Here is a 25670-nt window from a genome sequence, read left to right on the forward strand (position 1 = left end):
CAGCAGAATCTAGCCTACCTGAACATAGCCGAGTGTTCCAAAACGAGGGTGTTAACGTACCTGTCGCCACAGGAATTCGTAGCTAGTAGCTAACATCCTCGCCGTGGAATCATTGTCTGTGGATCCGGCGTGCCCGCCAGTCTCTGGCTCATGGTAACGAACATTGGAGATTCCTAGGTCCATCATCTTTGCGGCCATCTTGCGCGCTTGTGAAGGGCCCACCCGGTCATCGGTGGTGGTAGTCCAGATCAGCGATGCAGGGTAGTCCTCAATGGGGTGCGGTTGATCAGTCAAACGGTGTAGCGGGGAAAAGGTACGCACAAACTCCCAGTCTTCGGGAATCTCTGGGTCTCCGTACTCAGCAATCCACGAATGCCCGGCAGCCAGCTGGGTATAGCGACGCATATCTAGCAGTGGTACCCCGCAGGAAATAGCACCAAACAGCTGTGGGTAGCCGGTGATCATATTGCCCATCAACAACCCACCGTTGGAGCGGCCGGTGGCCGCGAGACGTTCACGTTTGGTTACACCGCGGGTCACTAGGTCTTCGGCAATGGCAGCAAAGTCCTCATAGGCACGGTGTCGCTTTTCGCGTAAGGCCGCCCGGTGCCACCCAGGCCCATATTCCCCGCCGCCGCGAATATTCGTCATGACAAAAACTGGACGCCGCCCGTTGGCGGAGCGTTTGCTCAACCAGCCAACTCCCATAGCAGGGGAGTACCCCGGAGTCATGCTGTGTTGGAAGCCTCCGTAGCCATCCATCAATACCGAATTTCGCCGTCGAGTTCTAGCTGTGCATCGGCTATCTGGAAATATGGCACACGCGTACCATCCTTTGAATGCGCAAAATGTTGGGTCACGTCGAAGCCGCTCGCATCAAATCGTTCTGGTGAACGCTTCAGCACAGTAGCCGGTTCGCCGACCGAACCTCGTAGCAGCGTGGTCGGGGTGGTGAAACCAGTAATAGTCATCCAGTAATCGTCGGCCGTTGCCGTATCCTCATCATCCACGGCGCTCACCGATACGCTGAGCATCGGGTCCTCCACAGGCAGCGTGGACTGCGCAAAATTATTGTGCAGGTCAAAGACTAGAATCTGGGCGGCGACATCATGGAGCACCGAGACGAGTAAGTAGTTAGCGGTGAAGTCCAGACCTTGTAGAGAAGTCTTTGCATCTGGGGCGAACACCACTTGTGCAATACGTCCATCGTCTAAGAAATCAGTAAGCTGACTCAACGCTAGGGAACCTGCCGGGATCAGCTGGCCCTGATGGGTCCAATCGGTCTGCGGAGCAAAGAGCACCCATTGGCGGTGCAAACTGACCTGAACATCGGTGGGCACCTCAATTTGATGGTGGGTTCCGTCGACAATAATGCCGGTGTGGGCGTTGTAAAAGTCGATGGCATCCGTGGTGACAATACGTTCAAAACCCGGAGTTGAGTCGTAATAACAAAACGCCGCCACATGTTCCTGATCAACTTCAAAAACAACGTCGGCGTCAGTTAACGATGTACCGCGGGTTAGCTTGCGAGCTGTGGAAGCGTAGGTGGAGCGTGTCGTATTGGATTCATCGGTGGCCGAGGTGACAAGTAAGGTGTCTTCGTTGATCCAGCTAGCCGAGGTTTTAGCTACTGCAAGGTCAAAGCCGTCCTCGATGAAGCGTAGATTTTCGAGGTCGAATTCACGAATTCTCACCTGATCTCCACCATCGGGGCTCAGCCTAATCAACGCTTTACGGTGGGGATCACCAGGTGCGGGGCGCAGGAATGAAGACCCAGCGAAATGCCACTGTGCACCTTGGGCAGTGGCGTACTGATCCATATCGAGCAGTAGCTCCCACACAGGGTTCTCGCTGCGGTAGGAGTCCCATGTGGTGCGACGCCAGATTCCTAACCGATGCTCGGCATCACGCCAAAAGTTGTAGTAGAAGTCGCCACGTTTGGTAACCATCGCAATGCGATCCGTCGAGTCTAAAACCTTACGGATAGCCTCAACACTGCGGGCATAGTCTTCATTGTGAAGTTCAGCCTCCGTTCGCTGAGTTTGGGTACGCACCCAAGCTAAGGCGGCAGCATCATGGATGCCCTCGAGCCATGCGTATTGATCTGTCGTTGCCAGAGAATCGGAGGAGATTGAAGTCATAAACACAGTCTATGCATTGGACCACGGAAGTGAACCAGTCACGTTGTCGGCGGCAGGTTCCGAGCCGATGCTACAGAGATGACCTCGGAGCAGGCACAAGAATTTGCTAGGAGGTAATAATCTTGGAAGGTGAGCATCTTGTCGGAAGAAACCCAGCCGCAGTACAACATCGCTATCATTGGTGCCGGCCCGCGCGGTACCAGCGTCATTGAACGCCTTGCCAAACTGGCCATCAAAGTGCCTGAACTGGCAACGATGATGCGCGTGACCGTATTTGATCCGTACCGTCCGGGTTCAGGACACGTATGGAGCCCTAAACAGTCTCCACACTTTCTGATGAATACACCCGCCTCATTCCCTACGGTGGCTCCAGAGCGAGTCGTGTCCGAGCCTGGACTTAGCTTCCAGCAGTTCGTTGACAACCATGGCGACGGACATCCACTGGATGAATGGGAAGCCGCAACCTTACGCAACACTCACCGCGGCACTTATCCGCCACGAGCAATCTACGGATGCTACCTAGAGCACGTATATGACTCCTGCGTTCAGGTATTGGACGCACACCCCAACATCGTGGTGAATTACGTTCGTGCCGAAGTTACCGCGGTTCGCCCGCAAGGTATTGGATACCAAGTCGAGTACAAGGTTTCGGGTCCTGCCAATCACGGTACGGAACAAATAACAGTAGATACGGTAGTCCTGGCTCTAGGTCACCAAAGCTCTGAATTGAACCCTTGGCAAAAGCAGTTACAACGTGCTGCGGAACAGGCAGAAGCTATCTATCTGGCCCCCGCCGTGCCGGCTGACGTTGACTACTCGAATTTCCAAGCAGGGCAGCCTGCACTCCTTCGTGGCATGGGACTTAACTTCTTCGACGGAATGGCAGAGCTGACTCTAGGCCGTGGCGGAATCTTCAAAGAAGTCAGTGATGAGCCCGGGCAACGCTTTGAATATATTGCCTCGGGACAAGAGCCACAACTCATTGCAGCTTCGCGTCGCGGAACGCCGTATTGGGGCAAGCCTGTAGTGGATGAATTCATTCCAGCCGAAATCAGCTTGCGCTTTTTCCATGCCGAGGATCTGATTAGCAAGGTCGTCGAAGCGCGCCGCTCAAACCCAGAAGCCGCCTTGAGCTTCTCGCGGCATATCTGGCCGCAGCTGCACCGCGACATTCTGTGGGCGTATTACTCACAATGTGCGAGTGTCGAAGCCACCCACCCGATGGAGAACGCCACTTCATTCCTTACTGGGTTGGAAGATATCCTCGAAGCCGAGCACCACGAAGGAAACCAAGTCTGGCTCAGCGAATTACGGACCTACATTGAGCAGGTCGCGCAGTTACGCTGGCTAGATATTCCTTCATTAGCTCGACCATTTGACCAGATTGGTTTTGGCTCTCACGAAGATTATCAACATGCGGTGCGAGAGTATCTGGCTGGCAACGCTCGGTATAGCACCGGGGGACTGGCAGACCCACTGTCACGGGCGATCATGACGATGAACGCAGGACGCATGGTGATCAAGGATTTGGTCATTAAGGGGATCTTGGACGAACAATCGCGAATCGAAGAGGTACAGGCTCACTTCGAACCACTAGTCGAGGGGTTGTCCTCCGGGCCGCCCCTCGAACGGATCGAACAGCTGCTGGCGCTGTCGCGCGCCTCACTGGTGCACTTCATTGGGCCGGAGCCAGAATTTGGTTTTGATGATCTGAGCGGTAAATTCACTGCCTCCTCACCATGGGTCGACACTGACGTCTACGAGGCCAAAGTGTTATGTGAAGCAATGATGCCAGCCAACCGGGTGTTGCAAAACAGCACCGCGCTGATTACTCAACTTCTAACGGAAAAGGTTGCACGTGCCCATACCTGGCGCAATGCCGAAGGTGAACAGATGACAGGGTCCGGATTTGATGTAGTTGGGGAGCCATATCGACTCGTCAACGCGCAGGGCTTAGCCCACCGCGGAGTCTTTGTTCTCGGGTTGCAACTATCATCGGCACAATGGGGCACCGCCATTGCGGCCCAGGCCGGAGACACCACAGATCCTGCGGCGCAAACCTTGCACGATGCGGAACAAATAGTCATTGAAATCGCGCGTATGGCCGGAGTCAACTTGGAAGAGCTCTTGGCAGAAAGCGCTAAATAAGAAAGTCTGGGCTGGTAGATCAATTGATCTACCAGCCCAGACTGTTACGCGGATGGTAAGAGATTTGAACTCTTGGTACGGGGTTACCGCACACTGGTTTTCAAGACCAGCTCCTTAGGCCGCTCGGACAACCATCCAACCCGAAAAATTATACGCTATGAACAGGCCAAGAGAGGAATCGACTCAGATGAGCAACACGATGAAGTCCTATATTTACGCTAGCGCAGGTGGTCCGGAGGTGCTTGAAAGCCAAACGCGCCCTATTCCAGAGGCCGCTGATCACGAGGTATTGATCAAGGTGGCCGCGTTCGGATTGAACCGTGCTGATGTGCAACAACGCAAGGGTGTCTACCCACCGCCACCAGGGGAAAGCGATATTCCAGGACTCGAAGTTTCTGGCATTATCGCCGGGGTCGGAAAGAAAGTTACCGGATTCGCAGAAGGTGACCATGTAGCGGCGTTGTTGGCCAGTGGCGGATATGCCCAGTACGTGAGCGTGGATGCCTCTCATGTGCTGCCAGTGCCGGAGCAGTTGGATCTCACCGAGGCTGCCGGATTACCAGAAGTAGCCTGCACCGTAGTTTCTAATATTTTCCTTGAAGGTGAGCTCAAAGAATCCCAGACGCTACTTATCCACGGTGGTTCCGGAGGCATCGGCTCGATGGCTATTCAGTTAGCTAAAGCTGCCGGGGCTACGGTAATCGTTACCGCCTCCTCGGATGAGAAAATCGCCTACTGCAAGGCCTTGGGAGCTGACGAAGGCATCAACTATCGTGAGGAAGATGTTCTCGAACGCGTGCGTGAACTGACAGACTCGCGGGGTGTGGACCTCATCCTTGACGTGGTGGGAGCTAAATACTTAGCTATGAATGTTAAGGCGCTCGCCGTCGGTGGACGATTGGTGATCATTGGCTTGCAGGGTGGGGCGAAAGCCGAGCTGGATCTGCGCGCCCTCATGGGTAAGCGTGCTCGTGTCATCGGTACCACGCTTCGGGCCCGGCCGGCAGCGGAAAAAACCGCTATCGTAGCCGAAACTACGCGACGTATCGCACCACTGTTGGACTCAGGAAAACTGAGCTTGAATGTCAGCAAAATATTCGATTTCCAAGACGTTGTTTCTGCACATGAATATTTTGATTCAGGTAAACATGTGGGGAAAATTGTAGTTAGAGCTTGATTTACTAATACCCTCTTCGCGTAAAGTAACTCTGTGGTATTACCACGTGACCCGCTCCACAAGAGCGGGTCAGCATCATCACTTTAAACTTACCGAGGAGGTTACTCTTTTATGAGTACCCAACAAGCACTCCCGCCGGCAGGTGTGGACCCAGAGGTCGCTGAGCGCGAGGATAAGCGTTGGACCCCGCTACGCATCGCGATCTGGGTTGTTATCGCTTTGATTGGCGCCGTGGCCTGGTCCATGCTCGCCTTCTCCCGCGGCGAGACCATCAATGCAATCTGGTTCGTCTTTGCGGCGGTAGCGACGTACCTGATTGCCTACCGTTTCTACGCGAAGTACATCGAACGCAAAATTGCCAAGCCAGATGACTTCCGAGCCACACCAGGCGAATACGTAAACAATGGTCGTGACTTTGTCCCGACCGACCGCCGAGTGCTCTTCGGACACCACTTCGCAGCGATCGCAGGTGCTGGGCCATTGGTTGGCCCGATCCTTGCTGCTCAGATGGGTTACCTGCCGGGAACCATCTGGATTATCTTGGGCGTTATTCTTGCCGGCGCCGTGCAGGACTACCTAGTCTTGTTCTTCTCCATGCGTCGCGGCGGGCGTTCGCTGGGTCAGATGGCCCGCGAAGAGCTGGGGCTGATTGGTGGTACCGCTGCACTCATTGCGACGCTGGCGATCATGATCATCATCGTGGCAATTTTGGCACTGGTGGTGGTGAACGCATTGGGCGAATCAGCTTGGGGCGTCTACTCCGTAGGTCTAACGATCCCTATCGCACTGTTCATGGGCATCTACCTACGATTTATTCGGCCAGGCAAGATCCTAGAGATTTCGATTATCGGTTTTGCCTTGCTGATGTTTGCCATCATCTCTGGCCGTTGGATCGCCGAATCGGCATGGGGAGCTGAATTCTTCCACCTAGAACGAACCACCATCGCTTGGGCGATCATCATTTACGGTGTCATCGCAGCGGTTCTTCCAGTCTGGCTGTTGCTCGCACCGCGCGACTACCTGTCCACCTTCATGAAGATCGGTGTGATCGGCCTGTTGGCTGCGGCGATCATTGTGGTCCGCCCAGAGATCAGCGTTCCCGCATTCTCCGAGTACGCTTCGCGTTCGGATGGGCCGGTAGTCTCTGGTTCCTTGTTCCCGTTCTTGTTTGTCACTATTGCCTGTGGCGCGCTCTCCGGATTCCACGCGTTGATCGCCTCAGGAACCACCCCGAAGCTGGTCGAAAAAGAGCGCCAGACGCGCTTCCTCGGTTACGGCGGCATGCTCATGGAATCGATGGTGGCCATCATGGCGCTGGTCGCCGCGATCTCCATTGACCGTGGAATTTACTTCGCTATGAACTCCTCTGCAGCTGCTACTGGTGGCACCGTCGAGACCGCCGTTGCGTTCGTAAATTCCTTGGGGCTGGCCGGTGTCGATTTGATTCCAAGCCAACTGACCGAACTCGCAGCAAATGTGGGAGAACCATCGGTGGTTTCGCGCACCGGTGGCGCGCCAACGCTCGCCGTGGGCATTGCCGTGATCATGAATCAGTGGTTCGGTGGCGTATCCATGATGGGCTTCTGGTACCACTTCGCCATCATGTTTGAAGCGCTATTCATTTTGACCGCTGTAGATGCGGGCACACGTGTAGCTCGCTTCATGCTGCAAGACACCATTGGTAACTTCATTCCTAAGTTCAAGGACACGTCGTGGCGTCCTGGAGCCTGGTTATGTACGTTAATTATGGTGGCCGGGTGGGGATATATTCTCATCCTCGGAGTGACTGACCCGCTGGGAGGCATCAATACGTTCTTCCCACTGTTCGGTATCGCTAACCAGTTGCTCGCTGCGATCGCCTTGGCAGTGGTAATGACGATTGTTGCCAAGCGTGGCAATTTCAAGCACCTCTGGGTCATTGTGCTTCCATTGGTCTTCACCGTCGTGGTTACTTTTGTTGCCTCCTGGCAAAAGATTTTCTCCCCAGATACCAAGGTGGGCTACTTCGCCAGCCACAATGCGTTCAAGGACGCCTTGGCTAATGGTGAGACCTCCTTTGGCTCGGCTAAGAACATCGAAGCCATGGAAGCCGTTGTCTATAACACCGGCGTCCAAGGCTGGCTTTCGGTCATCTTCCTGGTGCTCACGGTGATCGTGATCGCCGCTGCCGTTGTTGAAACCATCAAGGCCAAGCAACGAGGTGGTGGCGTTAACACCGAGGATCCATATGTAGATTCAAAGATCTTCGCACCACAGGGAATTATTTCCTCGCAGGCTGAAAAGGCTCTTGAAGCTCAGTGGAAAAATGTTGCTCCAGAGCAGACCGTAAATCGTGGTGGGCACTAGCATGCTCGGGCTTCGCGTAAGGCTGGATCAGGTGGCGCGCTTTATGGAAGGTGTGCTGGGTGCTGATAAGTACCGGCAGTATCTTGAGCATCTGGCTAAAACCCATCCGGACGCTGAGCCGATGTCGGAACGTGAGTTCTGGATTGACTACACCAACTGGCAGGAGCACAACCCGCAAGGGCGTTGCTGCTAACCGGTAAGTCACTTTAGTAAAGGAGCCTTGGAACTCGAAGTAATTCGAATTCCAAGGCTCCTTTAGCGTCACGCCATGCAATCGACCGGGAAGATTTGGCGGTGGCCGGTAGTCTGGTACTAGTTTATTGGGTAGCAACCTAGCAAAAAGAGTGTGATGGGTTTTTTCTCGCGTTTACGCGATCAACGTGCAATTAGCCGTGATCTTGGGCAAGGCGTCTGGCGGCGTGCCCACGATAGGTTTGTGCGCTCTTTGGACCGTGTTTTTCAGGTTCTAGAAGGAATCGAAGACAACGACTTGTACAACGAAGTTGTCGTGCGCGCTAACGAACTAGCCGATTTGCTTCCGCAGGTGCGCCAGCTGTGCATCGATGCGCAGAAGCTGACTCCCAGCGATGATGAGCACATCCCGCAGACGACATCTCAAGTACACCGAGCACTGACAAAGTCAGCCAATGACTTGGCAACCACGGCCCAGGTGATTGCGATGATGCGTATGCAAACTAAAGATGGCGAAGAAACTAATTTGAAGCCTGTCGAGCACAGAGCCCAAATCGTTAAAGATGATGTTTCGCAGGCGGCTAAATTGCTTGCTGACGTCAAGTAAAAGAGAAAATCGTGGTGCCGGTCACCCGTCCATCCAGATTCATGCACTAAATTAGTTGCATGATCCAAACTGTTCCACAAACTAATTTCCATGATGGTAACTGCATCGACCAGATCGGCTATGGCGTCTGGAAGGTTGCAGACGCTGAAGCTGAAGTTGCCGTAGGCAAGGCATTAAATGCCGGATACCGACACATTGACACCGCACGTATCTACGGAAACGAAGAAGGCGTCGGACGGGCTATTGCCAGCAGTGGCATCCCGCGTAGTGAAATCTTCGTAACTACCAAGGTCTGGAACTCTGATCAGGGTTACGACAAAACGATCGCCGCAGCCGAGGCTTCTTTAGAGCGGTTGGGGTTGGATTATGTTGATCTGTACCTGATTCACTGGTTACAGCCAAAGCGTGGCACTTACGTGGACACGTGGAAGGCTCTGATCCAGCTTCAGAAGGACGAAAAAGCTACCTCCATCGGAGTCTGCAACTTCACCGTTGAAGCGTTAGAAGAACTCTACGAGCAGACCGGCGTGCGTCCGGTGATAAACCAGGTGGAAACTCACCCGTACTTCCCGCAAACCGAACTTCGTGTGTATGAAGCTAAGCATGGCATCGCGCACGAGTCATGGTCTCCTCTTGGCCATGGCGGGGAATTGCTCACGGACCCAGTCATTGTTGAGATCGCCCAGAAACATCAGGCCAGCGCAGCGCAGGTAGTAATCGCCTGGCACCTCGCCTTGGGTAACGTAGTGATTCCTAAGTCGGTCACCGATTCACGGATCATTGAGAACTTCGAAGCGATTGAGCTGAAGCTTGATGACGAAGATCTTGCAGCGATCAATGGCTTAGATCGCGGTGCAGAGGGTCGTATCGCCGCGGACCCTGCGGTCTCTGATTTCGAGTAAGTCCTAACCTGTCCTACCTTGAACCAAGGCCTGAACTTCGCACAGAAGTTCAGGCCTTGGCTTTTTTGTTTAACGGTGATGCTGACGTTTCCACGATCTAACCCGGGGTGCACTCAACCTGGCGACATTAACAAGTGAGCAGTCATCACCCGACCTCGATAACGGATCAGCTAAGAGAGCCTGCGCATCATTCATGCTGAATCGCTACCTATTTCAAAGCGTATAACACAGAGTTCGATTATGATTTAGCTAATCAAAGCTATTTACTCGAAAGATATAAGTTGATAAATAAAAAACCAGGCAACGATACTTTGATCTTTTTTGGTTAATGATTGCGCTCAGCGTGATCGGATTCCTATTGCAAGCCGTTGGCGTGCAGCGGTCGTATGAAGACGGTGGCAGCAATGTTTTAGCGCTCTCTTGCTTCGAAGTCGCCGGGTACGGCTGTTTTTTAGTCTCCTTCATTTTTGGAATCGTTGTCACGCACAAAGTCATCGCAATGATGATCTATTTGGTGCATGCGCGAAGTCGTTAAACGAAGAAAGACAAAAAGCCCCGGAACCACGTGTTTCACACGGTTCCGGGGTTTTTCTTCAGCCGAGCCCCCTGGCGGATTTGAACCGCCGACCTGCTCTTTACGAGGGAGCTGCTCTACCCCTGAGCTAAGGAGGCCGATACCTGTAAACAGGCACCACGTAACTTTATCTGAGTACGTCAGAGATCGTCAAAACGAGTCTTTGTTGTGAAGCTGTAATGCTTAGCATCGAGTTCCATCTTTGGGGGCTTTGCCCTCGACCAGGTAGTCGTCCACCGCCTGATCGATACAGTCATTAGAGCGACCGTAAGCGGTGTGTCCGTGCCCTTCAAAAGTTAGCAGGGTGGCGTTAGATAGCTGGTTCGACAGCGATTCTGACCATTCGTAAGGGGTGGCTGGATCCTCGGTGGTACCAACGACAAGGATTTTATCTGAGCCCTTTGCCTCTAGCTTCTGGGGAGTACCAGTTGCTGGGTATTCCCATTCTTTGCAATTTAGGGCGTAGTAGGAAAAGTATTTGCCAAGTGTTGGGGCGACGCGCATAAGTTCAGTGGCCTGTGCCTGCATGGTCTCGGGATCCGAATCCATAGGCCGGTCAAGGCAATTGATCGCAACAAAGGCTTCATCCGCGTTTGAGGTGTACACCCCATCTTGGTCTCGGCTGCTGGAAAGGTCTGAAAAGGACAGGATCGGGTCAACATTGCCGGACATAGCTTCGGTCATGGCGGTGCTCAGCATTGGCCAGCTGGAGTTGTCGTAGAGCGGAATGATGAACCCATTGACGAAGTCGATGATGGGAACAGTTCGTCCATCGCTGGATACTAGCGGCTCATTTTCAATCTGGGTAAAGAAGAGCTGCAACTGCATCTTGGCTTCTTCAAGCGTTCCGTCGAAGGGACACTGCTCGCCGTCCAAACAACTTTGGAGCCAAGCATCGATTTCTCCTTCAAAGCCAATTGCTTGCTCTTTATCTAGCTCTGCCGTAGTAATCGTTGGATCCATCGCGCCGTCTAGAACAAAACTACCCACACGTTGCGGAAAGAGATCTGCGTAGGTAGCGCCAAGGAATGTGCCATAAGAAAAGCCGAGATAATCTAGTTTTTCGTTCCCCAACACTGCGCGAATGATATCTAAATCCTTGGCTGCGGAGACGGTATCAACATGTCCAAGGAGATCGCCAGTGCCTTGTGCGCAGTCCTTGGCGTAATCCTTACTCTGCTCAACTAGCTCTTCGCGGTCTTCGGGGACCCACGCTCGCAAATTCTCTTGCCGGCTCTGGTCTTTCTCCTCATCCGTCTCGCACTGAACCGGGGAGCTTTCGCCCACTCCACGAGGGTCAAAGCCGACGGTGTTAAATTCGCGTTTTACCTTGTCGCTAAAAATGTAGGGTGCCGTTTCGGTCAGCATTTCCATTCCAGATATGCCTGGGCCACCGGGGTTAATCAGAAGATTACGCTTTGCGCCCTCGGATACGCGACGGTTGAGCGCCAGATCAATGTTCTGATCCTCGGGGTTGGCGTAGTCCAAAGGGACCTGGATCGTTGCGCACTCGACACCGTTTTCGCAGGGCTCCCAATGGATGTCCTGCTCGTAGTACGTGGCTAAGGCGCCTTGGTCTTGTGGAGAAGCACTAGGTTGATTCTGAGACACAGAAGAATCGGACGTGCTGTTAGTCGGCTCGCCTCCGGCACAAGAAACCAAAGCGAGGGACAGGACTGCGCCGGCGGACGCTAAGCGGAGCAATGAAGAGCGTGCAGGCACTGTTGCGTCTCCTGAGTAGAAGGAATGTGAGAAATGAGTGGCGGCAGGCCTATCGGCGGCCCGGTTTAGGGAGCAACCGAGCCATCAGGGCTTCCAACGCAATAAGTTGATTAACGTTGGCCGCCAGTCGCTGTCGGGTTTCGTTAATGGCGTCCAGCTGGGCCAGGGTCTTTTCGCTGCGTTGTGAAGCAGCATAAGGCTCTAGCTTCTCTCGAAGATGTTCGTTGATTAACTCAATCCCCGAATGTAGTTGCAAGCTCAGTACATCCCGGAAAAAAGTGGTCAAATCTATCAGCGTTCGGTCAAGCGCATCAAAAGTGGCACGCCTGGCGAAACGTTTGGCATTTTCTTCCAAAGATTTAAACTGGCTACGCAACCCAGGTGGAATATTTTCCTCTTCACCCAACCCATTGGCATGGCGTAATTCTGCTATTTGAGCGTTGAGTTGCGAACCAGTCATGGCCTCGGATTGTTCACTAACCAGAGTCGATATATCCGCGGCGGCAGCCATTGCTTGAGGAAGAGTAGAAAGTCGCAGCGGCAGTGTGACAACCTTCTCGCGGCGCTCACGAGCTTTTTCGTCACGAGCCAACAGACGCGCTACGCCGATATGCGATTGTGAAACACGAGCCGCAAACTGTGCCATCTGCGGGTCTAAACCATCACGTCGAACTAAGAGGTCTGCTACGTCAGCTGCTGAGGGCACCGAAAGATTAACTGCTCGACAGCGAGAACGAATGGTGACCAGCACGTCAGCAGGTGAGGGGGCGCAGAGAATCCAGATCATCATTGCTGGCGGCTCTTCAATGGCCTTCAACAAAACATTCGTCGTTCGTTCAGTCATCCGGTCAGCATCTTCAATGATGATGATGCGCCACTTACCTTTTCCCGCGCGTTCTTGGGCACGGGTAATCAAATGACGAACATCTTCGATCTGGTAGGCGACCTTATTCGTCGACACAAAAGACACATCAGGGTGATTGCCGGCCATGACCTGCTTGCAGGCTTCGCACTGACCACAGCCAGCTGGAGTCTGGGTGCATTGCAGTGCCGCAGCAAACGCTCGCGCCGCGGTGGTTCGTCCGGAACCCGGTGGGCCGGTCACCAGCCACGCATGAGTCGGATTTCCCTGATCTACTTCAGCAATCAGTGAATCGGCCACTCGCTGCTGGCCGGCGAGCTCGGCAAAGACCGGCCGATTCACAGTAAGCCTGCAAGGTGCGTAGTTATTTGCTCTTGGAGCTGCGCAATCCCGCCGGTGGCATCAATAATCAAGTAGCGCTGCGGGTCCTTCGCTGCCAGTTCCAAGAATGCGTTGCGGATACGCTCATGAAATTCATCTGGCTCAGCTTCTAGCCGATCGGCCTGCTCCACTCCGTCGGTAGCTGCAATTCGTCGGGCGCGGCCATCAGCAGCGGAAATATCCAAGATGATCGTGACATCTGGCTTCAGCCCTGAGGTAGCAAAATCATTGATGGCGGCGACGGCTTCAAAGCCGAGCGCTCGTCCCATGCCCTGATAGGCCAATGAGGAATCCACAAAGCGATCGCAGATGACGTGAGTCCCGGAGTCTAGCTTTGGCTTTATGAGCTGTTGCACGTGGGCCGCGCGCGCAGCAGCATACATCAGTGCTTCGGTCCGCGAATCAATCTCGCCGTGACCATGCTCAAGCACTAAAGAACGTAACTTCTCACCGATTTGGGTGCCACCTGGCTCCCTGGTGGTGGCTACGCGGGAGCCACGATTTTCCAACCACTGGCGGGTCATGTCCACTTGAGTGGATTTGCCGGCACCGTCGCCGCCTTCAAAGACGATGAACAGGCCACGCTGGGATGCAGTCGAATCGATACTCACCCCTCTACCCTAGCTAACATGACCGAGTAAAAAGGCACTTTTGCGGGCCACAGAGCTAAGAGTGACGAACAAGCCGAGTCATATCCTGTGCTTCGTGCGTTAACGCTTGTGCGATGCAAGGGTTGACGGGCGTAATCTGGTGCTCATGAGTCAACAGCAAGATCTTTCCACACCAACGCCATCATGGGACCCCAAGACGCTGATCGTCGCCGGGGGACGCCCTGCGCACATTAATGATGGTCCGGTCAATCATCCGATTACCTTCACCTCGACCTATCATTCGCATGGTTTGGCTGGTGCGGGAGATCGCGTGTATGCAAGATTCTCGAACCCCAGCTGGGATCCTTTCGAGGAAGTATTAGGTCAGCTAGAGCAGGCAGATTATCCGGCGTTAGTCTTTTCCTCCGGGATGGCGGCTATCTCCGCGGCGTTGACCTTGGTCCCCGAGGGCGGCGTGCTTGTCTTACCAAAACATTCGTATAACGGATCACTGGGTTTGAGTGCCGAACTGCAAGCCGCAGGCCGTTTCACAGTCCGTCCCGTTGATGTTGCTGATACCGATGAGGTGCTCCGCGCGATCAGTGGCGCCGACGTGCTCTGGTTGGAATCACCCACCAACCCGATGTTGGAAGTTGCGGACCTTCCTGCCCTGTTGGCCGCAGCGAAGGGTGCAGGAGTGTTGAGCATTGTGGATAACACCTTCGCTACACCCCTGCTGCAACAGCCGTTGACCCTGGGTGCAGATCTAGTGGTCCATTCGGTGACTAAGTACCTTTCGGGGCATTCGGATTTGATCCTCGGCGCGGTGGTTACCAGCGATGAGCAATTGCGCAATAAACTCCATGGGCACCGCACCTTGCACGGTGCTATCGCCTCGCCAATGGACGTCTTCTTGGCTTTGCGTGGAGTGCGTACGCTCTCGGTGCGAATCGAACGGTCGCAGGCAAACAGTCAGATCTTGGCCGAGCGCCTTGCAGAACATTCAAAGGTGACCTCCGTGCGGTATCCGGGGCTCTCCACAGATCCCGGGCATCAGCGCGCTACCGAGCAGATGAGCGGTTACGGATCGGTGATTTCCTTTACCGTTGGTACAACTGCCGCAGATGCGGACAAGCTCATCGATGAGCTTGCGCTGATTACCGGTGCTACCTCACTGGGCGGGGTAGAAACTCTGGCCGAACGCAGAGCCCGCCATGCCAACGAGCCTGACAGTGTTCCGGACAATTTGATTCGCCTCTCGGTAGGCATCGAGGCGGTCGAAGACCTGTGGCTAGATCTGCACCAAGCCTTGGAACTGATCTGAAGACTCGCGCAATAGTGGTTGCCGTGTCTACCTGCACAAAAGGTAGAGTGTAGACATGGGCTTAGCATTATTAATTGAGGCGTACATGATGTATGCGCTCAGCATTGTTGTTGGCATAATCGCCATCTGGGCATTAGCTGACTGTGTACGTCACCAGGCGGCGCGCTACACCCAAGAGGGTAAGCGCACCAAGGGCTGGTGGATGGCATTGACCGGTGGCGCCACGATCATTTCGGTACTTACCGTGATCTCCGGCCCGGCGAGCAGTGGCGGGTTCCTGCAGCTAATTTCCGCTTGTGTCGCTTGCGTGTACCTCGCTGACGTCAAACCTGCGGTGAGTGGCCAGAGCGGCAACTGGTACAACTAGGCCAAGCCTGCAGATAAAACTTTTAGCACCCCGAACTTCGCCAGATGAAGTTCGGGGTGTTGTTTTTTTGCGCGACAGCTTAACTTTCGCGCGGTAGTTGTGTGCGATTGGCTAGGATGGAGACTATGACCCATACTTTGATCTTGCTTCGCCACGGGCAGAGCGAATGGAACGAAAAGAACCTGTTCACCGGATGGTACGACGTGAACCTAACTGCCAAGGGTCGCGCCGAAGCCGCACGTGGTGGCGAACTGCTGACCGAGGCCGGTTACAAGCCTGAGGTACTGCATACCTCGCTGCTGACCCGCGCGATCACTACCGCCAACCTCGCGCTTGAGGCTGCCGGTCGCGGGTGGATCCCAGTACACCGTGACTGGCGTCTGAACGAACGTCACTACGGTGCGTTGCAGGGCAAGGACAAGGCGCAGACTTTGGCCGAGTTCGGCGAAGAGCAGTTCATGCAGTGGCGTCGTAGCTACGACACTCCGCCACCGGCCCTGGACGACGCCTCGGAATTCAGCCAGGCAAACGATGAGCGTTACGCCGAACTAGGCGAGAACGCTCCACGCACCGAGTGCCTCAAGGACGTACTTGAGCGGATGCTTCCGTACTGGGAAAACGAGATTAAGTCTGACCTGTCCGCAGGGAAAACCGTCTTGGTCACGGCGCACGGCAACTCGTTGCGTGCGTTGGTTAAACACCTGGACGGAATCAGCGACGAGGCCATCGCCGGACTGAATATTCCTACCGGCATCCCACTGGTTTATGAACTGGATGAAAACTTCCAGCCAATCACCGCTGGTGGAACTTATTTGGACCCAGATGCTGCTGCCGATGCGATCAAGGCCGTAGCGAATCAGGGCCGTAAGTAGTCCTTATTCGATTTTCCCGAGGCGGATCGGTGCTTTCATTTTTCTTGAAAGCGCCGGTCCGTCTCGTTGTTTCTTAAGCCTAAAATCCAAATGAATGACAGGCTGTGAGCGAAACAACGCCACACGATTGTGTTTCTGGTATTAGTATGCTGTAATCTCCTATTTCGAATAGGCTCAATGGCTCACGTTAGGAATGCAATTCGTGGCAACTGATTACGATGAAGTCCGCCCGGACGTTGCCGAGGCGCGTAAGGCTTCTCTAGACGCGGTTAAGTCCGCAAACGCACCAGACGCCAAGAGCGTCGTGAGCGAGCTCGACGAAGCTGATCACACCGACGGTATGGACCTGCCAGGCGCAGACCTGTCCAACGAGGAACTAACCGTTACGGTTGTTCCGCAGAAGGAAGACGAGTTCATCTGTGGCTCGTGCTTCTTGATTCGTCACCGCTCACAGCTAGTTCGTGAAGAGGGCAACGTAGGTTTCTGCGTTGAATGCGAAGGGTAATACCCAATCTTGATGTTGGTCTACATTCTTGTGGCCCAACAGTAGTTAGGGGATGGTGCGTCTACTGATGCACCATCCCCTAACGTTTTAAGCCTCTAAATCGGCCGGCTAAGAAGTCGCACGCTTAGGCGTCGACCATTCCTGCGCTCAATGCCGTGCCATCGACGCGTAGGCCCTGCGCGGGCAACGGGGTGGCTAGTGGGGTGCGGGGCTGGGAAATGGACCTACACGAGCTTAGGGCGCATATCTCGAAGTGAGCCTTGGTCATCTTTTGCAAACACTTTCCCTTCAGCGCGCAACGGGGAAAACAAACGGCGGTGCAGGCTATCGGAATGAACCGAAAGCATGCACCGCCGTTAAATTTTATGGTCCAAATGAATTGAGTTTAGAACTCAGCTGGATCCCATTCGCCGGTTACTAGGTAAGTCACCTTGCGGGCTACAGATACCCCGTGATCACCGAACCGTTCAAGGTAGCGGCTGGTCAACGAGACATCTACGGTGGTTGGCGCCGTGGCATCCCAGGATTCGTCAGCGATCACGGTGAACACGCTGGCGTGCAGCCCGTCCAGCTTGTGGTTCAATTCAATGATTTCCCTAGCGATCGCCAGATCGCGGGTATCAAGTAGACGCCCGACTTCCTTAGCAATCTGAATATCTACCTCCGCCATCTGTGCGAAGGTCTCGGAAATCCGCTCCGGGATTGCATGATTAGGGAAGCGTAGTCGGGTTAGCTGAGCTAAGTGCCGTGCGAGGTCGCCCATGCGCTCCAGCGAGGCGCTCATGCGCAACGAGCCAACAATCATGCGCAGGTCCGAGGCAACCGGACCCTGCAAAGCGAGGGTGTCGATGGCGCGCTCGTCGAGCTGATTCTGTAGGAAGTCGATTTTCGCGTCTGCCGCGATGACTTCCTGTGCCAGATCAACGTCGGCGTTGGCCAGCGAATCCCAAGCGCGGTCCATGGCGATGGCCACCAACCGGGACATTTCGATCAGCTCTTCGCCGATTTGCTGCAGATCTGCCTGAAATACCTTACGCATTGAAGGTCCTTTCGAGTTACGGAATCCTATGCCCCAGTTTTTGGGCATGGCGGAGGGTCTGCTTCCACCTTGCCAGCGGGTTATTAACGAATATCCCACGGAAAGTGAACGTTTGGTGAACAGCCTACAGAAAAGCGCTAATTAGCGTCATTTGGCACCTCCACCACGTGTCATGGAAGCTAGTCTAATAATGTGAACGAAGTGATTTCGACCCTGCTCGCCGGCCTGATCGGTTTAGCCTTGGGACTAGTTGGGCTGGCCGCCTACCGCTTTTCGCAGCGGCGTGCCTCCGGGCTTCCCGATGTTGACGAACCGATACTGCCCGAAGGTGCCGCCTCGGTACTCTCGGTCATTGGTCGCGCGTTTGTGATCCTAGACGACGTGGACGGCGTGGTTCGTGCCAACCCCGCTTCCTATGCTTATGGGCTGGTACGCGGACACACACTGGTCCACGAGGAACTTGCCACGTTAGTGCGTCAGGTACGCGCCGATGGGGTTATTGCCGAAAGCCAATATGAGTTGCAACGTGCCACCCTAGGCGCGGGACAACTAATCGTGCATGTACGCGTGGCCCCGCTAGGCGAGGAATACATCCTGCTGCTGGCCGATGATCGCACCGACATCACCCGCACCGAGGCGATGCGTAACGACTTTGTAGCGAACGTTTCCCACGAGCTGAAAACCCCGGTCGGTGCGATGTCGCTGCTGGCCGAGGCGATCAATGACGGCGCGGATGACCCGGTTGCGGTACGTCGTTTCTCTACCCGTATGCAAAAGGAATCAAAACGCTTGGCAGCTTTGGTCCAGGACATTATCGAATTGTCCCGGCTACAGTCCAGCGATTCGATCCTGCATGGTGAAGACGTGGCGATTGAAGCGGTGATCAGTGAGGCGGTTGATCGCAATAAGCTGCTGGCCGAGGAAAAGGGCATCAGCATTACCGTGGGCGGGAAGCTCGATGTGGCAATCCACGGCGACGGCGATCTGCTGATGACTGCCCTGCGTAACCTGATCGACAACGCGATCCGCTACTCGCCGCCAAATACTACCGTCGGGGTTGGATTGCGTCAGCGCGATGGCTACGCACAGATTTCGGTCACCGACCAGGGACCTGGAATCTCCGCCGAGGAACAGGAACGTGTCTTTGAACGTTTCTACCGGGTCGATGGTGCACGTTCGAGGCAAACCGGCGGCACCGGCCTAGGGTTGAGCATCGTCAAGCACGTCCTGGCAAACCATGGCGGCGAAGTGTCGTTGTGGTCGCAGCCCGGACAGGGATCCACGTTCACACTCAGACTTCCCATAGTGGATGAAGAAGGGGCCGAGCCCTCGGAATTGGCCACCGATACGACGAATGATAAAGCGAGCGCCACGAGTGTGGCGGATCGTGAAGGAGAACGCCGATGACCCGCATTTTGATCGTCGAGGACGAAGAGTCGCTCTCAGACCCACTTTCCTACCTGTTGGAACGTGAAGGTTTTGAGGTGCGCATCGCCGACGACGGTATTGTGGCTGTCACCGATTTTGAGCGCCACGGCGCCGATTTGGTGCTGCTTGACTTGATGCTTCCCGGGCAACCGGGCACCGAGGTGATTCGGCAGATCCGTGCCACCAGCCAGGTCCCTGTCATCATGCTCACCGCCAAGGATTCGGAAATCGACAAGGTGGTGGGACTTGAGCTCGGCGCGGATGACTACGTCACCAAGCCATACTCCTCACGCGAACTGCTGGCTCGCATCCGTGCGGTACTTCGCCGGCAAGGTGAGGCCGAGGAATTGATTACCAATGTGGTCACCGCCGGCCCGGTACGCATGGATGTTGAACGCCATGTGGTCTCGGTGAGTAATGCCGAGGTGGCTATGCCTTTGAAAGAGTTTGAGCTGCTAGAAATGTTGCTGCGCAATGCCGGCCGGGTGCTGACTCGTGGTCAGCTGATCGACCGTGTGTGGGGCAGTGATTATGTGGGAGACACTAAAACTCTTGACGTGCATGTGAAGCGACTACGTTCAAAGATTGAGGCGGATCCGGCAATCCCGGAACACCTGGTTACCGTGCGTGGGCTCGGCTATAAGTTCGTAGCCTAAACAGCAGAGTAACCCGAGAAACAGCAAAGGCTTCGGTCTTCGACCGATTCACTCTAAGCAGGGAATCGTCGAAGGCCGAAGCCTTTATTTATTGCTTGAGTTGCTTAGTGGCCCGAGGTTGACTCGTGCTCGACCGGCTTCAGGTGCTCGGTAGTGGCTGAATCGTAACCGCCCGGAACGAAGTCGCGGTATTCGGCAAGGGTGCCATCGACAACTGGAACGCTGAAGTTAACGTTTTTGCCGGCTGCGGTAAAGGTAGTCTGTGCGTGCTCACCTGGTTTGACGCCCAGTGAGGAGATGACCTTTTCGTTCTTGTCATCTTCCAGCTTCACGACCTGCTTGGCAGGAACGTCGATGCTTACGGCTGCGGCTGAACCGGCCTTGATCTGCACGCTGACTGCGCTATCTGAATCGTTGACTACCGAGCCGATGAGGCGGGCCTTGGAGTCGTCGGTGTTAGCGACGAACATCAGGTTGCGAACCTCGGCATTGGCAACATCAACATGGATGCCATCGGATGCGTTGTAGTGGTCAGTAGTTGACTGCTGGTTGATGGCGCCACAGCTGGTGACACCGAATGCCAGGGCAGCCACGGCTAGGGACGTAGCAATACGACGTCCAGCGGTCATGCGTGCGGTGATCACGGCACTAACTCCTCGGTGAGAATAATGAGTTGCGGATTCGCGGCCGTTTTCGGTGTTCCGCACCCAAGGCGCAGGGGAACACGAAGACCACGACTAGTACTAAGCCTAACCGTAATTCGCCCTAGAACGTGATTTAGCGACGTGCAACACATCGATTTCGACAAGTTGTAGTAGATTGTTGCGGTTTGTGGGAAAGGGGTGGTCCGCTCAACCTGTTAACTTCATACCACGTTTCTCCCGCAAGTGGAAGAGGTTCTTCCGCGTCTTTTCGGGGTTATTTGGGCCATAGTGAAGATTTTCGCAGGCCTGCCCGTGGTAGACTGGGAGGTGGGAAAGGGGTTTATTCACATGGTTTTTGAGGTTGGCGAGACTGTTGTCTACCCGCACCACGGCGCGGCAATGATCGAAGAGATCAAAATGCGCAAGATCAAGGGCGAAGAGAAAATGTATCTCAAGCTCAAGGTGGCTCAGGGTGACCTGACCATTGAGGTTCCAGCTGAGAACGTTGATCTGGTTGGCGTGCGTGACGTGGTAGGTCAGGAAGGCTTGGACCATGTGTTCGATGTCCTTCGTGCTGAATTTACTGAAGAGCCGACCAACTGGTCGCGCCGCTACAAGGCAAACTTGGAAAAGCTTGCCTCCGGTGATGTCATCAAGGTGGCAGAGGTCGTTCGCGACCTTTGGCGTCGCGAGAATGACCGTGGCCTGTCCGCAGGCGAAAAGCGTATGCTCTCCAAAGCCCGTCAGGTATTGATCAGTGAATTGGCTCTGGCCAAGGATCTGGATGAGACCAAGGCAGAAGTTCTACTGGACGAAGTTTTGGCTTCCGCCTAAATTTTGTTGAGTCAGTAGCAACAGAAGCTAAAAGACAAGTAACCGTGGGACGCCGCAAAGCGACCCACGGTTTAGTCATTTAATCAGTTCCGCGTTGCGCGATAGGCTGAGCCTCGTGAGCGAGCAACAAGAACAATCCGTAGCAGTAATCCTCGTGGCAGCAGGGACGGGAACCCGTCTAGGCGCCGGAATGCCCAAGGCGTTAGTTCAGGTGCGCGGAAAATCTTTAGCCGAGCACGCCTTAGACACCATGCTCTGTGTTCCACGGATCAAGGAAATTATCGTCGTGGTACCTCCGGAAGATACCCGGCTAACCGAAAAGCTATCGGGTTATCCGCAGCTGGTGCGCACGGTCCCCGGTGGAAGCAGCCGAGCCGCGTCGGTGCGTAATGGGCTTGCCAAGGTGAGCGCGGATGCCAGTCATATTCTGGTGCATGACGCCGCCCGAGCCTTCGCACCCGTAGCCCAATATGAGTCAATCCTTGCTGAACTGGGTAAGCCCGGAGTGCAAGCGGTCATCCCTGCCTTGGCGGTGACAGACACCATCAGTGTGGTGGCCAACGACCCAGAAACCGACAGCCAGATCCTGGTTCAGACCCCGGACCGAAGTACTCTGCGTGCGGTACAAACTCCGCAAGGATTCGCCGCGCAAACGCTGCTGGAAGCTCACGCACGGTTAGATCATTACAGTCTTAAAGATTTAGAGCGAGTCACCGACGATGCGTCGATTGTTCGGGCTTGTGACATCGAAGTACATGTCGTTCCCGGCGATGCGCGCTCACTTAAGGTCACCCATCCTGAGGATCTAGATGCGGTCAACCGACTGTTCGAGACAGCACCGCGCAATCAACTGGAGCAAAATATGGTCATCCCACGTATCGGCAACGGCATCGATGTTCACGCGGTCAGCACCGATCCGACACGACAGATGTGGCTCGCTGGGCTTTTCTTCCCGGATGACATTGGGTTATCAGGGCATTCGGATGGGGATGCGGTAGCTCACGCAGCCTGCGACGCCTTGTTCTCCGCCAGCGGTATAGGTGATCTGGGCACGCACTTCGGGGTGGATCGAGCAGAATTTGCTGGTGCCAGCGGTGTGAGCCTGCTTGCAGAAGCCGCGCGGCTAGTTCGCGAGGCCGGATTCGAAATCGGGAACGTCGCGGTACAGTTTGTGGCCCGCCGTCCACGCTTCGCTGCCCGCCGCGAAGAAGCTAACCAATTGCTTTCCGACGTGCTCGGTGCTCCGGTGAGCGTCACCGCAACAACCAGCGACGGATTGGGCTACGAAGGCGAAGGAATCGGGGTCACCGCGTATGCCACCGCACTGGTCTATCCGGTGCTTTCAGAGGGCCAGTAGTGAACACGTCGGTGCGTTCCTTATCGCATCCCTGCACAACCATGAGTTTCTTCGGATAACCTTAAAGATGTGAGCCTGCGATTTTATGACACCAAGACTGCGTCCGTACGAGACTTTAAGCCGTTAACCGACGGCGAAGTGAAGCTGTACTACTGTGGCGCAACCGTGCAGGGAATGCCGCACGTAGGTCACGTGCGTAGCGCTATTGCCTATGACATCTTGGTGCGTTGGCTCGAATACCGTGGATATAACGTCACCACCGTGCGTAACGTGACGGATATCGATGACAAGATTCTGGAAAAATCGGCGAACTCCTTTGCCGAGGGTTTCACGGCTGACCAGCATTATCAGCCACGCGAAGCTTGGTACGCGCTGGCCTACCGCTTTGAACAAGAATTTGCTAAGGCCTATGCGGCACTTGGGGTACGCAGGCCAACTTACGAGCCACGTGCGACCGGGCATATCACCGAAATGCATGAGCTGATCGAAACGTTGATCTCCCGGGGGCATGCCTACCCGGCGACCGATCACTCCGGAGATGTGTACTTCGACGTGCGTTCCTTCGAAGCCTACGGTTCATTGACCCGACAGAAAATCGATGACATGCAGGCTGCAACCGACGCAGATCCGCGTGGCAAGCGCGACCCGCGTGACTTCGCCCTCTGGAAGGGGCACAAGGAAAGCGACCCCATCACCGCATCCTGGACCAGCCCATGGGGACGAGGACGTCCCGGATGGCACTTGGAATGCTCGGCCATGGCGGCTAAATATCTGGGTACTCACTTCGACATTCATGGTGGGGGACTAGACCTACGCTTCCCGCATCACGAAAATGAGTTGGCGCAGTCAACTGCCGCCGGCCAAGGGTTTGCCAACTACTGGATGCACAACGGCATGGTCACCTATGCCGGAGAAAAGATGAGCAAGTCCATTGGCAACACGATTTCTCCGGAAGAAATGTTGCAGTTGGCTGAAGCCCGAGTTGTTCGATACTTCCTGGGCCAGGCTCAATACCGTTCACAGTTGGATTACCGCCCAGATTCGTTGACCGAGGCCGCCGCCGCGGTAGAGCGTATCGATACGTTCATTTCTAACGCTAAATACCGGGCTGCAAACCGCAGTAGCTCGGTGCAAGCAACCACGGTGCCCGAAGCTTTCGGTGCGGCCATGGATGATGACCTCAACGTACCAATGGCGCTGGCCGCATTGCATGAAGCGGTGCGCCGCGGAAATGCCGGGCTGGATGCGAACGATGACGCAATCGTGTACGAATCCCTCGGCCAGGTGCTGGCCATGACCGAAGTTCTTGGACTCGACGATGCACGAAGCGGCTCCAACGCTGCGCACAGCGCGGAAGCCGAAGCGCTAGACACTTTGATTCAAGCGCAACTAGCGGAGCGAACCCAAGCGCGTGCCGCGAAAGACTGGGCGCGTTCGGATGCAATCCGAGACGCGCTAGCTTCGGCAGGTATTACCGTGGCTGATTCAGCCGACGGTGCCCGCTGGATCCTGACCAAATAACCGCACCCGCGGCCAATATAAGAATTCATAACAAAGGACAGATCAAATGAGTACTCCTCAAGAACGCGCGGGAGCGGTTCGCAAGGGCAAAAAGGGCCCAACTAAGGGCAGTGGCGGCAAAGGCCGTCGCTCCCTAGAGGGCAAGGGCCCCACCCCGAAAGCCGAGGATCGTCCTTACCACAAGGCTTACCGCACCAAGGAGCTAGCCGAGCGCGCTGCTAACAAGCGCACCGCAGCTAAGCGCAACGACCGCATCAAGGTGAACGCGGAAATGGTGACCGGCCGTAACTCGGTTGTTGAAGCTTTGCGCGCTGGAATTCCGGCGAAGGCGTTGCACGTTGCTATTCGTATCGAGGTTGATGACCGCGTACGTGAGTCGTTGAAGCTTGCTAACGAGCTTGGCATCCCCTTGATGGAAGCCAACAAGGTAGAACTTGAGCGGATGACCGACGGTGCAATCCACCAGGGCCTCGCCCTACAGATCCCGCCATATGAGTACAAGGACGCTGTACAGCTGGCGCAGAAATCCGTGAAGGATTATGCCCGCGGCTACAAGCGCACCCAGCCACTGTTCATTGCTTTGGACGGAATTACCGATCCACGTAACCTTGGCGCCATCATTCGTTCCGCCTCGGCCTTCGGTGCTGACGGCGTGATCATCCCAGAACGTCGCAGTGTCGGGATGACCGCTTCGGCTTGGAAGACCAGTGCTGGTGCAGCGGTACGAGTACCAGTTGCTAAGTGCAGCAACCTGACCAATGCCTTGAAAGAAATCAAGTCTGCCGGAATCTTCGTTATTGGCCTGGACGCCGGCGGCAACATGGATCTGCCAAATCTGGAACTAGCCACCGGTCCACTGTGCATCGTTGTCGGTTCCGAAGGTAAGGGCCTGTCCCGCTTGGTTCGCGAAAACTGCGATGCGATCGTTTCGATTCCTATCGACTCCGCGATGGAGTCATTGAACGCTTCGATGGCTGTGGGAATCTCGCTATACGAGGTTTCTCGTTTGCGTAACGCCGAAAGCAAGTAGGCACATAAATTACAGTTGGGCTGGTTTCCCCGTCATTTGGCGGGGAAACCAGCCCAACTACTTTAAGCGTGAGCTGCTTCATAAGATTGTTTTTTGCTGATTGCGGCAGTCTCTAAGGATTTATCCGCAAGAATTTCCCGGAACTACGGGAAATTCGCGATGAATAACCGGTGTAATGGACGATTTTGCGTTCACCCGCAAGACGTGTAGAGTTACTTCTCGCGCCGCTTGAACGGATTGCCCGCAAGGGATACGAATTCAAGGGACGTGAACAAGTCGGAAACATCCAGTTGACAACGGTCAACAAGGTGGTAAGCTTGTAAAGTTGCTCCGGAGCGAAGCAGTCACCGAGTTTTGGTGGTTGTGGTGTCGAGAGTGTTTGTTGTTTGAGAACTCAATAGTGTGCCAAGTTTGTTGATACCGAATTATTTTTAATTTGGTGGATATATAA

Annotated in this window: 23 protein-coding genes and 2 tRNA genes; 16 read left to right on the top strand and 9 right to left on the bottom strand. The window is 54.9% G+C overall.

Features of this window, described 5'->3' with window-relative positions; genetic code table 11:
- Positions 1-51 precede the first annotated feature (51 nt).
- Positions 52-693: a prolyl oligopeptidase family serine peptidase gene (locus CQ011_RS18075; RefSeq protein WP_286161182.1), complete on the bottom strand. Its 642-nt coding sequence runs from the start codon at positions 691-693 to the stop codon at positions 52-54.
- 68 nt (positions 694-761) lie between these two features.
- Positions 762-2141, bottom strand: coding sequence for a prolyl oligopeptidase family protein (locus CQ011_RS12315; RefSeq protein WP_286161183.1), 1380 nt, complete (start codon positions 2139-2141; stop codon positions 762-764).
- A gap of 129 nt (positions 2142-2270) precedes the next feature.
- Here CQ011_RS12315 and CQ011_RS12320 point away from each other — a divergent pair, with 129 nt between their 5' ends.
- Positions 2271-4289 carry an FAD/NAD(P)-binding protein gene (locus CQ011_RS12320; RefSeq protein WP_105678006.1) on the top strand — a complete coding sequence of 673 codons (2019 nt, stop codon included), beginning with the start codon at positions 2271-2273 and terminating at the stop codon, positions 4287-4289.
- A gap of 49 nt (positions 4290-4338) precedes the next feature.
- Here CQ011_RS12320 and CQ011_RS12325 read toward each other — a convergent pair.
- Positions 4339-4426: transfer RNA gene (locus tag CQ011_RS12325), tRNA-Ser, on the bottom strand.
- Between the two features lie 62 nt (positions 4427-4488).
- On the opposite strand from CQ011_RS12325, the gene CQ011_RS12330 reads away from it, so the two are divergent.
- The 5 genes from CQ011_RS12330 to CQ011_RS12350 all read left to right on the top strand — a co-directional run bounded on the left by CQ011_RS12330 (position 4489) and on the right by CQ011_RS12350 (position 9513).
- Positions 4489-5466: an NAD(P)H-quinone oxidoreductase gene (locus CQ011_RS12330; RefSeq protein WP_105678054.1), complete on the top strand. Its 978-nt coding sequence runs from the start codon at positions 4489-4491 to the stop codon at positions 5464-5466.
- Between the two features lie 111 nt (positions 5467-5577).
- Positions 5578-7812: a carbon starvation CstA family protein gene (locus tag CQ011_RS12335; RefSeq protein WP_105678007.1), complete on the top strand. Its 2235-nt coding sequence runs from the start codon at positions 5578-5580 to the stop codon at positions 7810-7812.
- A gap of 31 nt (positions 7813-7843) precedes the next feature.
- Complete coding sequence (locus CQ011_RS12340) at positions 7844-8005, top strand: YbdD/YjiX family protein (protein ID WP_353616172.1); 162 nt, start codon at positions 7844-7846, stop codon at positions 8003-8005.
- A 156-nt stretch (positions 8006-8161) separates the two neighbouring features.
- Complete coding sequence (locus tag CQ011_RS12345; RefSeq protein ID WP_105678009.1) at positions 8162-8611, top strand: hypothetical protein; 450 nt, start codon at positions 8162-8164, stop codon at positions 8609-8611.
- 59 nt (positions 8612-8670) lie between these two features.
- Positions 8671-9513 carry an aldo/keto reductase gene (locus CQ011_RS12350; protein WP_105678010.1) on the top strand — a complete coding sequence of 281 codons (843 nt, stop codon included), beginning with the start codon at positions 8671-8673 and terminating at the stop codon, positions 9511-9513.
- 600 nt (positions 9514-10113) lie between these two features.
- Here the strand turns inward: CQ011_RS12350 and CQ011_RS12360 are convergent.
- The 4 genes from CQ011_RS12360 to tmk form a co-directional block, all read right to left on the bottom strand.
- Positions 10114-10185: transfer RNA gene (locus tag CQ011_RS12360), tRNA-Thr, on the bottom strand.
- An 85-nt stretch (positions 10186-10270) separates the two neighbouring features.
- On the bottom strand, positions 10271-11698 hold the full coding sequence (locus CQ011_RS12365) for an alpha/beta hydrolase (RefSeq protein WP_286161184.1): 1428 nt from the start codon (positions 11696-11698) through the stop codon (positions 10271-10273).
- Between the two features lie 160 nt (positions 11699-11858).
- Positions 11859-13013: a DNA polymerase III subunit delta' gene (locus CQ011_RS12370; protein ID WP_105678012.1), complete on the bottom strand. Its 1155-nt coding sequence runs from the start codon at positions 13011-13013 to the stop codon at positions 11859-11861.
- The gene (tmk, locus tag CQ011_RS12375; RefSeq protein ID WP_105678013.1) at positions 13010-13663 is read right to left on the bottom strand and encodes a dTMP kinase; all 654 of its coding nucleotides are present in this window, start codon (positions 13661-13663) and stop codon (positions 13010-13012) included. The genes CQ011_RS12370 and tmk overlap by 4 nt, the downstream gene beginning before the upstream one ends.
- Before the next feature lie 145 nt (positions 13664-13808).
- Between tmk and CQ011_RS12380 the strand changes: the two genes are divergently transcribed.
- The 4 genes from CQ011_RS12380 (at position 13809) to CQ011_RS12395 (ending at position 16710) form a co-directional block, all read left to right on the top strand.
- Entirely contained in the window at positions 13809-14966 is a 1158-nt protein-coding gene (locus CQ011_RS12380; protein ID WP_105678014.1) for a trans-sulfuration enzyme family protein, read from the top strand.
- Between the two features lie 55 nt (positions 14967-15021).
- The gene (locus tag CQ011_RS12385) at positions 15022-15333 is read left to right on the top strand and encodes a DUF2516 family protein (RefSeq protein ID WP_105678015.1); all 312 of its coding nucleotides are present in this window, start codon (positions 15022-15024) and stop codon (positions 15331-15333) included.
- A 125-nt stretch (positions 15334-15458) separates the two neighbouring features.
- The gene (locus tag CQ011_RS12390; protein ID WP_105678016.1) at positions 15459-16205 is read left to right on the top strand and encodes a phosphoglyceromutase; all 747 of its coding nucleotides are present in this window, start codon (positions 15459-15461) and stop codon (positions 16203-16205) included.
- A 202-nt stretch (positions 16206-16407) separates the two neighbouring features.
- A complete protein-coding gene (locus CQ011_RS12395; RefSeq protein ID WP_105678017.1) occupies positions 16408-16710 on the top strand; it encodes a DUF4193 domain-containing protein in 303 nt (100 codons plus the stop codon).
- A gap of 385 nt (positions 16711-17095) precedes the next feature.
- On the opposite strand, the gene phoU is transcribed toward CQ011_RS12395, so the two are convergent.
- Positions 17096-17749: a phosphate signaling complex protein PhoU gene (gene phoU / locus CQ011_RS12400; protein WP_105678018.1), complete on the bottom strand. Its 654-nt coding sequence runs from the start codon at positions 17747-17749 to the stop codon at positions 17096-17098.
- A 192-nt stretch (positions 17750-17941) separates the two neighbouring features.
- Between phoU and CQ011_RS12405 the strand changes: the two genes are divergently transcribed.
- Complete coding sequence (locus tag CQ011_RS12405) at positions 17942-19156, top strand: sensor histidine kinase (protein WP_181148103.1); 1215 nt, start codon at positions 17942-17944, stop codon at positions 19154-19156.
- Entirely contained in the window at positions 19153-19833 is a 681-nt protein-coding gene (locus tag CQ011_RS12410) for a winged helix-turn-helix domain-containing protein (protein WP_096256195.1), read from the top strand. The genes CQ011_RS12405 and CQ011_RS12410 overlap by 4 nt, the downstream gene beginning before the upstream one ends.
- A gap of 104 nt (positions 19834-19937) precedes the next feature.
- Here the strand turns inward: CQ011_RS12410 and CQ011_RS12415 are convergent, their stop codons facing one another.
- Positions 19938-20477, bottom strand: coding sequence for a hypothetical protein (locus CQ011_RS12415; protein WP_105678019.1), 540 nt, complete (start codon positions 20475-20477; stop codon positions 19938-19940).
- A gap of 348 nt (positions 20478-20825) precedes the next feature.
- Here CQ011_RS12415 and CQ011_RS12420 point away from each other — a divergent pair, with 348 nt between their 5' ends.
- The 4 genes from CQ011_RS12420 to rlmB all read left to right on the top strand — a co-directional run bounded on the left by CQ011_RS12420 (position 20826) and on the right by rlmB (position 25219).
- Positions 20826-21311, top strand: a complete 486-nt coding sequence (locus tag CQ011_RS12420; RefSeq protein ID WP_096256216.1) for a CarD family transcriptional regulator — start codon at positions 20826-20828, stop codon at positions 21309-21311.
- Positions 21312-21426: 115 nt separating this feature from the next.
- Positions 21427-22668: a 2-C-methyl-D-erythritol 4-phosphate cytidylyltransferase gene (gene ispD / locus CQ011_RS12425; protein WP_105678020.1), complete on the top strand. Its 1242-nt coding sequence runs from the start codon at positions 21427-21429 to the stop codon at positions 22666-22668.
- 69 nt (positions 22669-22737) lie between these two features.
- Positions 22738-24189, top strand: a complete 1452-nt coding sequence (gene cysS, locus CQ011_RS12430) for a cysteine--tRNA ligase (RefSeq protein ID WP_105678021.1) — start codon at positions 22738-22740, stop codon at positions 24187-24189.
- 46 nt (positions 24190-24235) lie between these two features.
- Positions 24236-25219: a 23S rRNA (guanosine(2251)-2'-O)-methyltransferase RlmB gene (gene rlmB, locus CQ011_RS12435; RefSeq protein ID WP_096256191.1), complete on the top strand. Its 984-nt coding sequence runs from the start codon at positions 24236-24238 to the stop codon at positions 25217-25219.
- Positions 25220-25670: the final 451 nt, after the last annotated feature.

It is taken from the genome of Arthrobacter sp. MYb213, assembly GCF_002979915.1.
Taxonomy (GTDB): Bacteria; Actinomycetota; Actinomycetes; order Actinomycetales; family Micrococcaceae; genus Glutamicibacter.

Bases quoted from the DNA above. Each gene is read 5' to 3' on its own strand.
- CQ011_RS12315 (WP_286161183.1), bottom strand. From the start codon at position 2,141: ATGACTTCAATCTCCTCCGATTCTCTGGCAACGACAGATCAATACGCA.
- CQ011_RS12330 (WP_105678054.1), top strand. From the start codon at position 4,489: ATGAAGTCCTATATTTACGCTAGCGCAGGTGGTCCGGAGGTGCTTGAA.
- CQ011_RS12335 (WP_105678007.1), top strand. From the start codon at position 5,578: ATGAGTACCCAACAAGCACTCCCGCCGGCAGGTGTGGACCCAGAGGTC.
- CQ011_RS12345 (WP_105678009.1), top strand. From the start codon at position 8,162: ATGGGTTTTTTCTCGCGTTTACGCGATCAACGTGCAATTAGCCGTGAT.
- CQ011_RS12350 (WP_105678010.1), top strand. From the start codon at position 8,671: ATGATCCAAACTGTTCCACAAACTAATTTCCATGATGGTAACTGCATC.
- CQ011_RS12380 (WP_105678014.1), top strand. From the start codon at position 13,809: ATGAGTCAACAGCAAGATCTTTCCACACCAACGCCATCATGGGACCCC.
- CQ011_RS12385 (WP_105678015.1), top strand. From the start codon at position 15,022: ATGGGCTTAGCATTATTAATTGAGGCGTACATGATGTATGCGCTCAGC.
- CQ011_RS12390 (WP_105678016.1), top strand. From the start codon at position 15,459: ATGACCCATACTTTGATCTTGCTTCGCCACGGGCAGAGCGAATGGAAC.
- phoU (WP_105678018.1), bottom strand. From the start codon at position 17,749: ATGCGTAAGGTATTTCAGGCAGATCTGCAGCAAATCGGCGAAGAGCTG.
- CQ011_RS12410 (WP_096256195.1), top strand. From the start codon at position 19,153: ATGACCCGCATTTTGATCGTCGAGGACGAAGAGTCGCTCTCAGACCCA.
- CQ011_RS12420 (WP_096256216.1), top strand. From the start codon at position 20,826: ATGGTTTTTGAGGTTGGCGAGACTGTTGTCTACCCGCACCACGGCGCG.
- rlmB (WP_096256191.1), top strand. From the start codon at position 24,236: ATGAGTACTCCTCAAGAACGCGCGGGAGCGGTTCGCAAGGGCAAAAAG.